Origin of the sequence: Martinezella rhizogenes (genome assembly GCF_007002745.1) — a bacterium.
GTDB lineage: Bacteria > Pseudomonadota > Alphaproteobacteria > Rhizobiales > Rhizobiaceae > Agrobacterium > Agrobacterium cucumeris.
Genome location: NZ_SGNY01000012.1, coordinates 124736 through 138527, shown reverse-complemented (window position 1 = coordinate 138527; position 13792 = coordinate 124736). Strand labels below are relative to the sequence as shown.

Annotated in this window: 13 protein-coding genes and 1 pseudogene; 3 read left to right on the top strand and 11 right to left on the bottom strand. The window is 54.5% G+C overall.

Annotation, left to right across the window (positions count from 1 at the left end; translation table 11 throughout):
* Positions 1-36: 36 nt before the first annotated feature.
* From EXN68_RS25465 to virD1, 3 genes are all read right to left on the bottom strand, one after another.
* On the bottom strand, positions 37-2532 hold the full coding sequence (locus EXN68_RS25465; RefSeq protein WP_173992072.1) for a virA/G regulated protein: 2496 nt from the start codon (positions 2530-2532) through the stop codon (positions 37-39).
* 358 nt (positions 2533-2890) lie between these two features.
* Entirely contained in the window at positions 2891-4237 is a 1347-nt protein-coding gene (locus EXN68_RS25460; RefSeq protein ID WP_012476041.1) for a T-DNA border endonuclease VirD2, read from the bottom strand.
* 25 nt (positions 4238-4262) lie between these two features.
* Positions 4263-4709 (bottom strand): T-DNA border endonuclease subunit VirD1, encoded by a 447-nt coding sequence (gene virD1 / locus EXN68_RS25455; RefSeq protein WP_012476040.1) that lies wholly within the window; start codon positions 4707-4709, stop codon positions 4263-4265.
* 254 nt (positions 4710-4963) lie between these two features.
* Between virD1 and EXN68_RS25450 the strand changes: the two genes are divergently transcribed.
* The 3 genes and pseudogenes from EXN68_RS25450 (at position 4964) to EXN68_RS25440 (ending at position 7201) form a co-directional block, all read left to right on the top strand.
* Positions 4964-5659, top strand: a complete 696-nt coding sequence (locus EXN68_RS25450; protein ID WP_012476039.1) for a conjugal transfer ATPase VirC1 — start codon at positions 4964-4966, stop codon at positions 5657-5659.
* A gap of 2 nt (positions 5660-5661) precedes the next feature.
* Positions 5662-6267, top strand: a complete 606-nt coding sequence (locus EXN68_RS25445; RefSeq protein ID WP_010900354.1) for a conjugal transfer protein VirC2 — start codon at positions 5662-5664, stop codon at positions 6265-6267.
* Between the two features lie 163 nt (positions 6268-6430).
* Positions 6431-7201: pseudogene (locus tag EXN68_RS25440) on the top strand (IS5 family transposase).
* Between the two features lie 33 nt (positions 7202-7234).
* On the opposite strand, the gene virG reads toward EXN68_RS25440, so the two are convergent.
* The 8 genes from virG to virB5 form a co-directional block, all read right to left on the bottom strand.
* Positions 7235-7960 (bottom strand): two-component system response regulator VirG, encoded by a 726-nt coding sequence (gene virG, locus EXN68_RS25435; RefSeq protein ID WP_012476036.1) that lies wholly within the window; start codon positions 7958-7960, stop codon positions 7235-7237.
* A gap of 235 nt (positions 7961-8195) precedes the next feature.
* On the bottom strand, positions 8196-9230 hold the full coding sequence (gene virB11 / locus EXN68_RS25430) for a P-type DNA transfer ATPase VirB11 (protein WP_012476035.1): 1035 nt from the start codon (positions 9228-9230) through the stop codon (positions 8196-8198).
* A 33-nt stretch (positions 9231-9263) separates the two neighbouring features.
* Positions 9264-10394, bottom strand: a complete 1131-nt coding sequence (virB10, locus tag EXN68_RS25425; RefSeq protein ID WP_012476034.1) for a type IV secretion system protein VirB10 — start codon at positions 10392-10394, stop codon at positions 9264-9266.
* Entirely contained in the window at positions 10394-11272 is an 879-nt protein-coding gene (gene virB9, locus EXN68_RS25420) for a P-type conjugative transfer protein VirB9 (RefSeq protein ID WP_012476033.1), read from the bottom strand. The genes virB10 and virB9 overlap by 1 nt, the downstream gene beginning before the upstream one ends.
* Positions 11269-11982 (bottom strand): type IV secretion system protein VirB8, encoded by a 714-nt coding sequence (locus tag EXN68_RS25415; protein WP_012476032.1) that lies wholly within the window; start codon positions 11980-11982, stop codon positions 11269-11271. Before EXN68_RS25415 ends, virB9 begins: the two co-directional genes overlap by 4 nt.
* Positions 11969-12076, bottom strand: coding sequence for a type IV secretion system lipoprotein VirB7 (locus tag EXN68_RS28220; protein ID WP_371338341.1), 108 nt, complete (start codon positions 12074-12076; stop codon positions 11969-11971). Before EXN68_RS28220 ends, EXN68_RS25415 begins: the two co-directional genes overlap by 14 nt.
* A gap of 87 nt (positions 12077-12163) precedes the next feature.
* On the bottom strand, positions 12164-13051 hold the full coding sequence (locus tag EXN68_RS25405) for a type IV secretion system protein (RefSeq protein WP_010900347.1): 888 nt from the start codon (positions 13049-13051) through the stop codon (positions 12164-12166).
* A 66-nt stretch (positions 13052-13117) separates the two neighbouring features.
* Positions 13118-13786 carry a pilin minor subunit VirB5 gene (gene virB5, locus EXN68_RS25400; protein ID WP_012476031.1) on the bottom strand — a complete coding sequence of 223 codons (669 nt, stop codon included), beginning with the start codon at positions 13784-13786 and terminating at the stop codon, positions 13118-13120.
* Positions 13787-13792: the final 6 nt, after the last annotated feature.

The window sequence follows — 13792 nt, the reverse complement described above, 5'->3', positions numbered from 1 at the left end:
CTATTGGACGGCTGTTTGCTTTACGGGCAGCTGGATCTACAGCCCATACCTTTCGCGCACGCGCGGTTCCAAGGTTCTCTTACCACCCTGCGCGTCACGGCCGTCCCCGTTCCGGCCCATCGACTGATCTGCTAACCGGTCGGCCTGTTGCGCGCGATCTTCGTTTCGTCCGTCAACAGTTTTTGCGTTTGAAGTTCCAGGTTCCCGCAGGTGGTCGTGGACAGGAGCGGGACGTAGGAACTCGATGAAAAGGTTTTCGGCGCCGTTCGCAACCTTGGAATTATAGGTTTCCGGCGTCATGTAAGCATTGGCTGGCGATTTGAGCCAAACATTTTCCGCGCCATACGTATTCGTTACTGTCGCAAGCTTTTCCAGCCTGAGAAGTTTTGGCCAAAACGCGAAGAAGGTTCCGCTATGATGCTGAACCATCACCTCTGGATTATGCACGCCTGCCTGCCGCGGGAACTCATAATCATGTTCACTTACCCGTGGTCCAGCAGGTGTATCATAAAAATATTTGCTATCGGACTTCAATCCGCTGAAGGTATTATCGGATAGACCGAGCGCTTTCATTCGTTCGTAATACTTTTCGGATCCGAGATGCAAGAGCAGCTGATTTCGGGGCATATAGGATCGTTGCGCGCTATCCGCTTTGACGAGGATCACACTGTTTTCCAACTCCTCCGCAGTCGGCCACTTCTGCAATCTTTCGAAGAGCTGCTTGCCTGTTTCAAAACGAACAACGTGCTCCCAGGGGTAAGGCCACCGCGGAACTGGCTCATTCCCGATGAGCACTTCGTCACCAAGCCGTTCAGCATCGAAAATCGCTTCCGTCGGCATGCGTCGCGGCTGGTAAGCATAGGACGCGCCAGGACCTTGCTGAATCTGATAATCTGACGAGACTTTTCGTTTCCCTTTATCCGAAACATCTCGCCGTATATCGGCACACGACGCCTTCCCGATCCGCAGTGGACCCGCAACGTCCGAGCCAGGAAGTTCCGTATGGGTAGCCTGCGGCAACCTAGGTACTCCGCTTTCGAGCGTGATAGGTGCCGCCCTGGCGGCGCTTGTTCCCGAAACGGTAGTGGGCGAGCCCGCCTCCTCGATAGCCTCGTTCAGTTTGAGCCTATGAGATTTTCCCCCGACAACCTGCTCGGAGCGAGATCTCTTCGAGCGCGGTTCAGAGATTGCGTCAATCCTTACCAGATCCTCGTCGGTCAACTCCGGCAAGCCATCGAACTTCATCTCTGATGGGCTCGGGTCCTGCCGAGAAGCTTCCTCATGGAACGCAGGATTCGTATGCCGGCCGCCGCGGCCCACGGTATAATCTTCGGCTGAGAAAGCATCGTCCAACCTGACTGGCTGAATAGTGTTCGCACCTTCCCGCCCCGTAGTCGGGCGGGGTCCAGAGAGTGCGTCGATCCGGGCTAAGTCCTCTTTGGTCAATTCGGGGAAGTCGTCGGACTTCATTTCTGATGGGCTCGGGTCCTGCCGAGAGGCCTCCAACCTGACCGCATGAATAGTGCGTGCAACATCCAGCCTCGAAGTTGAGCGGGCTTCGGAGAGTGCGTCGATCCGTGCCAGGTCCTCGTCGGTTAATTCCGGGAAGTCGTCGGACTTCGTTTCTGATGGGCTCGATTCCTGCAGAGAAGCCTCCTGACGGAACGCAGGATTCGTAAGCCGGCCGTCGTGGCCCGCGGCAAGATCCTTGCGTGAGAAGGCATCATCCAAGCTGACCGCATGAATAGCGTGCGCAGCATCTCGCCTCGAAGGAGAGCGGGCTCGCGAGAATGCGTCAATCTGCGCCAAGTCCTCGTCGGTCAACTCGGGAAAGGCGTCGAAGCGTTCCTCCGGTGAGCCAAGCGAACGAACTGAACCTTCATGGATCGATCCTGAAGCTGTTTGGCCACCGGTTTCGGTCGCGTCGTCGGAATAGGCACTGTCGGCGAGGATTTGGGTGCTTTCGACGCTGGCGGACCCTGCCTCAGTGCTTAAATTCGTAGCGGCTACGTCAGGAGGAACAACCTGAGTACTGAGCGGTGAACTGCTGTCGGCGAGCAAATCAAGGTCATCTAACCCTGGCCAAGATAAGCCTTGTTGGATCGACGGAAGGCTATTGGTCTCGCTATCCCCGCTTTCTACCATCCAATATGGTGCGCCGTCGAATGTTTCTTCAGGCTGGCCCTCTCCAGGAATGATCACATCATGACCTGAACCAAAAGCGCTTGTGGCAATAGGTTGTGTCGCAATTTCGTGCTGAGATTGCGTACGGCTCTCTCCAGTCCCTTCGATATTATCCAGCTCCATCCCAGACCGGTGCGGCCCTTGCGAAGCCGGCGTCGCGGTCGAGCTATCTTTCATAGCCAAAGACGCGGCAATAGTTCCCACCTGCATTCCCGAGCTGGTACTCCGCTTCGCCATTGATTCACTTTGATCACCGGTTTGCTCGTGTTCGCGCAGCTGCTTTCTTTCCCCCTTGCCAAAACGTGACGACGACGTCGCCTCGTGGTCCGCCCTGGCAGTGGACTGCATTTCAATCTCCCGCAGGTATTGCATGGCCGTACGAAAATACCCCTTGCTCCTCGGAAAGACCGCTGATTGGCCAGCCGGAGCTTCGGCTGATCTCACCGGGAGTATTTCTGCTGTATTCGGGGCATGGGTTGTCGGCCGTTGATTTTCGGGGGAAGTGCCTGGAAGGTCGCCGGCCCCACCAGTAATTAATGGCCGTAAGGAACTGGTCGTTAAGTGTTCTCTGCGGTTTTGTCGGAAGGCAGTCGACACCGATGTATCCGGGATTGGTGCGCCTGTAGCGCCTTCGTTATTCGAGTTCAACGTAGCGGAGCGGCTGAAGTCTCGACGAAATTCTTCATCTGCCATGATCGATCCTTTTCTACCTTCTGTTTCCCTCATCCCCTTGGCTGCGCCCGTCCCTTGACCGCTTACGAATGCTCGGCTCGGCGTCATCATCACGAGGACGCTTAGAATTTGGCTCTCCCTGCTGCCGGCGATCGGCTGTCGGAGGCAATGCGTCCGTAGCGATGTTGGTCTGCCCCGGGTCATCCAACGGATTTGATCCAGGGGGCTGGATCGGCGATGTAATCGGATCGTCCTGGGCAACCGGTACGGCGCTGATTGTCACTCCCGTCCGAATTCCGTCTACCCTGGTCAGTTTTGCGCCGCTCTGCTCTTCCTCATCACCGCGAGGCCGTTTTCGATGAGGCCGTTGCCGAACATCATCTTCGCTTGTTGTGTGCGTGACGGGTTCGGTTGCCAAACGATGCATGCCAGAACGGCCTTCAAGATCCTGGCCGTCTCCGGCGATGGTGAGAGGGCCGTTCCTCAAGTTGCCATCGTCCACAAAGGCTTTATCGCTGCCGGATTGAGAACGGGAATCGTTTCCAGATGATACACGATCGGGCGTGACACCGTTGCCGTTCGATCCGATCAGTGCCCGGGAACGTACTTCAGACACCGATTGCAGACCGCCGTTTCGTCGCAAGTTTTCTGACACGTTTTGAGGCAGCGAACCGTACGAAGAATTAAAAGATTGATCCGGTTCTCCGTCGTTTCCCCCAGGCGAGAATTCTTCGAAATCAATATCCTCGAAACGAATTTGATTGGCCTGCTGCCGCTCCAGGCGTCGATACTGGGCAAAAGTCATCGGCCGCTCCGAGATGCCGCGCTCAGCTCGGCTCGTCGCCTCGAGGACGACGCCATGACGAAGTGAAATCTCGGCCATTGTAATGCGCAAGGCGTCATAATTCAGTTGGGGGTGGCGCCGGGATATTTTCAGCCAGCCGTGCCCCAAAAGTTCGCGACGATTAACGACCACATGCAGATGTGGGTGATCGCGATCGATGTGAAAGGCTGTAAGATAGTTGTATCGGCCTCCCCCTGCGCCTGACCCAAACATCTCGGCTGCCCACTCCCGGCTCGCTGCATAAGCTGCTACCTGACTTGTACCGGCAGGGAAGCTTACAATAATGTGGGTCGTCAACTCCTGTTGCCTTTCCTCGTCTGGCCGACTTTCGTGATAAGTCCCGGTTTCTTGAACCCAGCTTAGGGCGAGTTCGCGGATTTCATCCGGTGGTACGAAAGTATCGAGATGTCGGGCCGAACGCTGCAGCTCCAACTTGCCCTTCCGAGATAGATACTCCAACTGGTTGATAATCTGTTGGAGGGTCTTCGTCCCACCTCCCGGCACAATGCGGATGATGACTTGAGACCGATCGGGCATCCAACAGATTCCCCCAAGTGCTACGTTAATGCTGCAAGGCGTCCGCCAGCATGGAGCAACCGTCGATCCGTCGCCGTGATACGGACAAAATGGAACGGAGCAAACCGTCGAGATCAGCGAACGATTTACCGAAAGCGTTTCGTTCAGCTTGCAGAGCGCCCAAATCCGTTGTCGGATTTTCAGCATAGGCACACAGCAGCGCGGCAATGTTGTTTGAGAGTGCTCCTATTGAATGAAGAATGGCTTCCATCATCTGACGAGTCTCTGCATCGATTTCGAGAAAGCCGGCAATGCGGCGAACCGCAACTCTTATGGCCATGCTGTCGGAGAGCCCCAGCAGACGGGCTTGGCGAGAGAAGCTCTCATATTCCGACGATCGCAAACGAGTGCTAACGACCTTGAAACCTTCAATCTTCGGGCCTTCACGCCGGTCGACAATGTCACTTGAAGTGGATTTTTCGCTTTGCGACATGGCTTGCTCCATAGAAAACGGAATGATCTGGATTTGTTCCGGAGTGAAATTCTCCAGTTGAGACTGAGGGAGCCTAGCCGCCAACAGAATAAATTCAAGAATATACTGTTCATATTCGGATCTATATAGTTACATTTGCAACTATCCTTCAATGCAATTGAAATATACTCCTGATAATTTCGCTATACAGACAGTCACACATACAAACAATGATACAGACGCACTTTCGTTCACAACGTCGCCAGGATAAACTTATGAAACTTCTGACATTTTGCTCATTTAAAGGAGGCGCCGGCAAAACCACGGCGCTCATGGGCCTTTGCGCTGCGTTTGCAAGAGACGGCAAAAGAGTGGCTCTCTTCGATGCGGACGAGAACCGGCCGTTAACGCGATGGAAAGAAAACGCGATGCGTAGCAACACCTGGGATACATCCTGCGAGGTGTACGCTGCAGAAGAAATGTCGCTTCTTGAAGCGGCTTATGAGGACGCCGAGCTTCAGGAATTTGATTATGCGCTGGCCGATACGCATGGTGGTTCGAGCGAGCTCAATAACACAATCATCGCTAGCTCAAACCTGCTTCTGATCCCGACAATGTTAACGCCGCTGGATATCGATGAGGCACTTTCGACATATCGTTATGTTGTCGAGCTGCTGCTGAGCGAGAACTTAGTGATTCCGACCGCCGTGTTACGCCAGCGAGTCCCGGTTGGCCGATTAACCACGTCACAACGCGCGATGTCAGACATGCTGGTGAATCTGCCTGTCGTACAATCTCCAATGCATGAACGAGACGCGTTCGCTGCAATGAAAGAGCGTGGCATGTTGCATCTCACATTGCTGAACACGACAAATGATCCGACGATGCGCCTCCTTGAGCGGAACCTCAGAATTGCGATGGAGGAACTCGTAACAATTTCAGAATTGATTGGCGATACCTTGGGGAATTGAAGATGGGGATCCGCAAACCTGCTTTGTCTGTCGGTGAAGCAAGACGGCTTGCTGCCGCGCGACCGATCGTTCACCCAATCCCAGCTCTTTCCTCGCAAAACTTGGCGCCTTCGCAATTACCTGAAAGAGCCGGAAAGGAAAAACGACCAGCGCCTCCTATCGCCGCCAAACGTCGTGACAACTTCGATCGGCAATCAATGCTAACGGCGGACGCCTTGAGTTCGACTGCGCCGCCGGAAAAAGTCCAGGTCTTTCTTTCGGCACGCCCCCCCGCTCCTGAGGTATCGAAGATATATGACAACTTGATTCTGCAGTACAGCGCTACCAAGGCGCTGCAGATGATCTTGCGCCGTGCGCTCGCCGATTTTGAGAACATGTTGGCGGACGGATCATTTAGCACGGGGCCTCAAAGCTACCCGATCTCAAAAGTAGTCGAAAAACCTATCGTTGTCCTGACTTCTCGCATGTTCCCGGTATCGCTGTTAGAAGTCGCACGCAATCACTTTGATCCATTGAGATTGGAGACCGCCAGGGCTTTTGGCCACAAACTGGCTACGGCCGCACTTGCATCTTTCTTTGCCGAAGAGAAGATAAGAAAAGAACGCTAATATGATGAGGCCGGTCACTTGACGGCGGTATTGTATTCGACAGCAGGCAATGAGGCAGCCCCTACCCAGCTACAACACAGCCAGCTCACTCTAGGCTGTGTCCCCATAACGGGGTTCATGTTGATGACGTTGTGTGATTCAATTTCCTGGAAAGGAGATTGTTATGCGCCGTCACGAACTGACCGACGAGGAATGGGCGGTTATCGCCCCTTTGCTGCCGACCAACAGCCGTGGAGTTGAGCGCGTGGATGACCGCCGGGTGATCAATGGTATCCTATGGCGTTTCCGGACAGGTTCATCCTGGCGTGATGTACCGGAGCGCTATGGTCCGCGCACGACGCTCTACAATCGCTTCTCTCGCTGGCGCAAGGCAGGCGTCTGGGATCGCCTTCCCGGCGCTGTTTCAAGGCATTATGCCGGAGAGATCGTCATGATCGATTCTTCCTGCGTCCGCGTTCACCAGCATGGTGCAAACGAAAAAAAGGGGGATCTGCCGATCCTTGCATGGGACGTTCGCGTGGCGGCCTGACGACAAAGATCCACGCGCTCGTCGATGCTGATGGTTTGCCGGTTCGACTGGCATTGACCGCCGGTCAGGCCGCCGATGCTCCTATGGCCGAAAAGCTGCTGAGTGACATTCGGCCCGGAACGACACTGCTTGCCGACAAGGCCTATGACACCGACGCGATCCGTAACTTCGCCAAGCAACGCAAATGCTGGGCAAACATCCCCGCCAAGGCCAACCGAAAACAGACCTTCAGTTTCAGCCGTTGGGTCTATCGCCAGCGCAATCTGATCGAGCGTTTCTTCAACCATCAAACAGATGCGTGGTCTGGCAACACGATACGACAGACGTGCTGACAACTACCTTGCCGGGCTCAAACTTGCCGCGACGAGAATCTGGATCGCTTCAATTAACGAGTCCGCGTCCTAGGATCAGATCGAAAAAGGCATATGCGTCGCTGCTTCAGGCCGCCATCAGACCTCCATAGGAAACATCCACATCAGCGTCGAAGAAATAGCCGGCACCCCTGGCAGTTTTGATCAAGTTTGGGCTCGCTGCATCCTGCTCAAGCTTTCGGCGGAGCCTCAAAATGAGAACATCAATGCTTCTGTCATATACTTCCTCCTCACGCACTCGGCTCGCGATGAGGAGCTGTTCTCGGGAAAGCACGTCGCGTGGCTTTTCCAGGAAAGCGACGAGCAGATTGAATTCCCCTGCCGTAAGCTTCACCTCGCCATTTTGTGCGGATACCAATCGCCGCTGTCTGAGACTAAGTGTCCAGCCGGCGAAACAAAATGAACGCCGGTCTTTGGTTCGCATGACATTCGGTCGCACGCGTAATGCGACACGGATGCGTGCTAGGAACTCGCGCGTTCCGAAAGGTTTCGCGATAAAATCCGTTGCTCCCAGCTCGAGCGCCACCACTTTATCCGCCTCCTCAAGGCGATCACCGCTGATGATTATAATTGGAACATCGGATTTTGTGGCGAGACTGCGAACGATCTCAAGTCCGTCTTCACGCCCTAAATTGAGATCCACGACGACGACATCGACCGTCTCTGATGCAAGTACCCGGTTGAATTGCTGGCTATCTGATACCGCGGTGACCCTTAAGGCATGAATCGTTAAATACTCGGTAATAAGATGGCGCATCGCGGCATCGTCATCGATGACAAGAACATGTTTCACCAGTTCGCCTCCGTATGGGATTCTGCAGAATCGATAGATTCGTGCAAGCAGAGGATGTACGTCTCAGCCTCAACCTGATCATTTTCTCTCACTATGAGGGTAGTTCGGCAAAATTTCGGCCAAGCCGTGCATGACAAAAATGCTAACGGAAGGTTTCAGATTGATGACAGGAGTTGCTGCAGCGCGCTACACTTGTAACGCTTTAAAATCTGCGCGAGCAGACCTCCGTGCGGCTCTATTGCTGGTTTAGAAGATCCCCTATCGTCTCACCGCGTCGGCGGGCATCGGCGGCGAGCCATACTTCGCCCACTTCGTAAACATCGCCGTAAGCACGGAAGGGAACAATGACATCGATTGCCGTTGCCAACATGTCAATCAGTGTGCGATCTTCCAAGCATGCCCCCTGCACACTGCTCTTCACAAGTGAGAACAGCTTTTTGAAGCCTTGGACGGGATTCGCCCCATGTATGGTTGAAATCGATCCGGGGTGGCCTGAGACCACCTCACTCAGGTACGCCCACGCCGCGTCGTCGCGCATCTCACCGAGCAATATTCGGTCAGGCCGCATCCGAAGGCTTGCCTGGAGCAGCTGTTCCGCAGTCACTGCACCTAGCCCTGCCCCACTCTTGGAGTAGAGCAGTCTGACGTGGTTCTCATGTGGAATGACGAGTTCGAGCGTATCTTCAATGGTTATCAGCCTTTCTTCCCGCGGAATAGCACTGATCAAGGTCTTGCTCATCGTGGTCTTGCCGCTTCCGGTCGGCCCACAAAGCAACATCGTCCGCTTACCGATAACACATGCACGTAAAAATGATTCCAGATCGCCATTGTCGTAGTCGCGCAGAATCGCTTCGTCTAGTTGATCTCGTCGCTGCGTCCGGATTTGCCACTGATTCCATCGACGAACATCGTAGCGAGCCGAGACTTCCCCCAATTCAGAGACACGATTGCTCGGTCGTCGAATTGTCAAGCTCACGGTGCCAGAGGGTACCGTTGGCGGCAAGCAGATTTGCATCCGCTCGCCACCTGGGAGCTCGGTAGCGCAAAGAGGGTTGCGGGGGCCGACATCTTGTTTTCGCAATGCCCCTGCTAGAATGGCGATGTCTTCGAGATCATCATAAGAGAACGGTGCGGCGAACCTCGTGAAGACGCCACTTTGGCGTACAAAGGCTTCTCCCGGTCCGTTTATGGCAACTTCTTCAGTCCTCGGGTCATCGAGCCATTGCAAGACTGGGTTAAGAAGGGCGCGCAATTGCGGATTTACTTCCATTGGATGCATCTCGCAGCTTTGGCTATCTGTGCATTAGCGCAGATGCCGACGTTTCACCGATCCACCAGTCATATGAAGCTGGTAGATTCCTGAGAAATCCAAATCCCGCGCGACGAAGATCGAGACCGTGTCACCCTGATTTTTTTTCAAGGTTGGGGGAATGTTTATGGCCGCCCTTAGGGCCGTATCGGCCGCTTGTTCGCCATTGTTTTGGAAACTATTGAAGCTGGTCCCGCCGGTCGAATTCCCTGCGTAGCTACTTGCCGCCTGGACTGCGCCCTGGACGACACTCAGGAGCATGGCCCCGCTAAAGCGTTTCCAGAAATGATTGTCGACCGTACCCGGCAGTCCGGAACGGCCGAGTTCGTCGGCCCCCGGGGAGGAAAGAGAGACGACGGCGTGTGAGGGCGTCTCCGCGCGATTCCAGAGAACGAAAACGCGGGCGTCTCCCTGCTGCAGTCCACGCTGGATTTCGCCGACAACTGTCGTTCCGCGATCCAGAAGCACAACATTTCCGGTTGCTCCGCGTATGTCTTGAGGAAGTACACATTTCACATACCCTGCCAGATTTGTATCAATGGCGGTTTGCAGTATGCAGGGAATGATCGTTCCTTGCGTAACAGTGAAATCTGGGTGCGGCAAAAGTATAGCGAGGCTAGGCTGCAACACTGTCGGTTTCAAGCGCACAGAGAGATCGTTCTCAGCAGAATCCTCCGACGCGGCTAGGGAGTTGGCGTTTCTATTGTCTTGGCCACCGTTCTGAATATCAGCGTGTGGGGCGGATTTGACACCATTCTGATCACCTCCGCTGTAGGCAAAGATCGGTGTTTCTTCGGGCCTCAGTTCGTTGTGTTCTCGCTGATGTTGATCCGACGGCAAAACCGTTGCTTCCGCAGCTGGCGGTGTCATTGCCGGTTTGGCGGGAATATCAATCGGGGCCGGCCGAAAGGGCTTCGTGTTGGCATCGATCATTGTGTTTGGTGGAGACGGCTCGGTCCTTTTCTTTGAACGCGCCCCGAGCCAAATGAGGCTCAACGACAGTACCAGGACTAAACCCGCAACAAGGAGCTTTTGCGACCCCGAGAGGCGCCGGCCATGAGGATCGGTGACGAGGGATCCGGGCGCGTCGATACCTTCTCTGGATTGGGCATTCACGTCCTCCATCACCTCGTCTCCTTCAGCACGCGCACTACATCGGGTCTGACTGTGCCAGTGCCCGGCTTCCGTCCGACGGCGTCATATGCCTTATTCCAGATGCAAAGTACTGTATGGCCGTCCCGCAGACGCCATTCCCTGGAAACTGATGCTACTTCAACGTAATCTCCCTTAACTGAATAGTTGGCCGTGGCTTCCTTGCCATCTGGGTTAATCACGTAGATTGAAGGTACACGCACGTTTCCGGGAAAGCGAAATGTCGTGGAATACCCGTTGTCGAAAACCTCGAGCGGTAATAGCGAGCGGTCTCCTTGCGCGACATAGCTCCAATTTTTCGCATCTGTGCTGCCACCTGCTGGCGGACGCTCGAGCAAGTCCTCGGCTCGACGCTGATATTGTGCTTGCGCCCGCATCCGATCCGCAAGATCTCTCTGCTCCGCTTCTTTTCGGCGAGCAGCGGCAACGTCGGCAGGATAAGTGAACTGTACGCTGTAGTAGAGGTCAGGCTGCTCTTTATCGAGCCGAGACATCGTTCTGGTCGCGAGGCTGAAAACATAGCGCCGCATTCCTGCGTCGCTTGCGGTAAGGACGATCACAGGCTGCGGCTGCAGCACTTTGCTGGCCTTGAAAAACAGATAATTGCCGCGTGGGAGCGCAGCGAGATCTTTGCTGTTGGAAACGGCGACGGCTGTCACCGCTTCATTGGACCCAAATGTTACGACCAATGTGGCTCCAACAGCGGTTGAAAGGTGCACAACCTCATCGGGATTGTAGGCGAGATAGCGCATACGTGGATCCAGTTTGCCTGCCGCTGGCGTGTCTTCCGCGTTCGCGCCGCTGGTTACAAAGAGGATACAAACCAGGCCCAGAAACAAATTCTTGATCATTGCTGGCTCCGCGTCGTGTTCGAAACGGTATCTTCCGAAGTTTGATAGGAGGTAACGATTAAGCCGCCTGGATTTGTCAGCCTCAATCGGCCGGGCAAGTTAGTTACCGTTTCATAATGTACCGTTGCGGTCCAGGTGGTTACTATTGGAGCTTGCCCTTCCATGATGAGAGTGCGTTTGTAGCGGATCTGCTGGACGCCAGTCATAAGTTCGTTTGAGCCGATGTGCTCGGCTTCCAGCTTTCCGCGCTTACCAATGATGGTTTGGGGGGAGCTAGGACTGGGGTAATTGAAGAACTGCTGATAATCTTGACGCACCGTTGGGGCACTGAAGCTCGAGACCAGATCATAGGCGTATTGGGCTGTATCCGCCGAGTAGCTCTCCCGCAGACGAACATACTCCCATAGAGACGCATTCACGACCGCTTGCTCCTGCGTCGCCGGCAACCGCGAAATAGATACCTCACTGTCAACTGTACCGTCTGGGCGCACCCACAGATATACTGGAACAAGTTTGTTCAGCGGAAGCATGACGGCGATAGCGAAGGCCTGCGCCACGTTTCCTGCGACTGCAATGACAGCCAAAGCAGCCAAGGCTCTAGAGATTCGCCGAGCTGATCTAGCACGTGCAGACTGAAATGCTTCTACTTCCTTATAGTGGTCCGCCAATGCTTCCCGCTCTACTAACAGCGCGTATTCAGAGCCGTTCATTAGCCTCTCCTGCGTTGGTAGGCTGAAGGTCCGACTGAGCAGGCTGCCATCGCCCGACGTTCAGCGGAAAAATAGGCCCCTTACAAGTCGCCAACTGATCGCTTGTCTGACAAGACGCCAAGCCGATGATCAAAAACAATAGAAAGTACTTCAAGGAAATCCTCCATTTGTGAAGCTGGGACTAACGGCGGATTGTCCGGGCGAAATGGCGATTTAAGCTACCGGCCGTTTGCGTCGCACCGCTCCAATAGCTCCCTCCAATATTCCCGGCGATTGCCGGAAGAGCGACGATCAAGGCGTCGCCGGTCAGAAAGAACATGTCGAGTTCATAGAGGCCTATTATCTTGGCCGCCGTTGTGCCAGCAGAAGTGATAACCCCGAGCATTAGCACGAGTGCCGTCGCTTCCGTCAGAACCACGATAGTTGCCACTATGTTTAGAAGAAGCAGAAGTATGCCATAAGTGACGAGCTGGCCGATCCATTTCGCGGCCATGTCTCTAGTGCGATCGAAGAGATAGCCAACGAGCATCAATGGACCGATCGCCAATAGCACCTTGGTGAGGATTCCGACGGCATCGTAGATTCCAAACGCAGTCCAAAGCGTTCCATAGAAAATCCATTGTGCGCCTTGAAAGGCGAGGATGTCTTGATCGTTCATCGGCCCAATTTCAGAAGCAATCTTCTGAAAGGCTACTTGCGTGAGTGAAAACATCGTGTCGAGCTGAGCAGGAATCGTCTGCAAAGGAAGCCCACTGATACCGAACTGTTGAATGAAATTCGGAATCGTATCCTCGAAAACCGAGACAACGTAATCATGATATTCCGCCTGCTCAACGATAAGAGCAACAACTACCGATACCATGATTACCCGGGTGATTCCGCCCCGTGCGTCCATTTCCCCACGCATTACGAGGATGCCCTGGACAATGATCCATAGCGTCACGCAGGCCACGAGAGGAGCGCTGACTGCCCGTTGAATGTCCCCAAGCAACGTGTCCAGCCCGACGGTGAAGGCGAGGTCGAATATCGTATGTATCGCCGTAAAAGGCGCAGGAATGCTAAAATTCATTGCCCTTACCTGGATTTAGCTTCGATTTTCTACGGAGAAAGAGGGCCCTGAATGAACAGTAGCGGATCAGTGCAGTTGAGCGGCGCCAAATATAAGCGCAGTTGCCTGATGTTCCTTTCGTTGGGTCGCCGCCTCCTCCGCCTCGTGCAGCCCCGCCTGTGCGGTGGTCATCGTCAACAGGCTGGTCGCCTGAATGTTTTGAATAATTGCGTCATGGATCTGTTTGAGAAGCAAACCGTTGGTGACGGTGGCCTGCATGATATTGCGTGAGCGGGAGAGCTGGCCCGATGTCTCAGAATTTGCCGCAAGGCGCTTGTCCATTGCATCCAGATTGTCAGCCGCGACACCGGCAGCATTTGCGGCGCCTGCAATCTGCTGTCGCAAAAGATTTCCTTCAGCGTCGTCGCCCACGACTGCGCGATCGGCATCTAAGGTAATTGCACGCGCAGTTGTCGAAGCAGGCATCTGCGGCGAAAACATTTCCTTGTCGAGTTGGCCGGCAGAGGGATATTGGTTTTTCTGGTCGATCGCTGATAACATGCCGGTGACGCCAAAGGGCGAGGTCAACATTGTCACCATCGTGATCAATTGCTCGAGGTTCGCCGCAGTATTGATCGCTGTCGTCAGCGTTTCGGCCTCCGTTGCAGGGTCGCTGACAACAAACTGCGCCTTGGCAGTCCCCGACAGAACAAGGCATATGAAAAGTGCGTTTATTACGAGCTTCGTAATATTCATGACTTC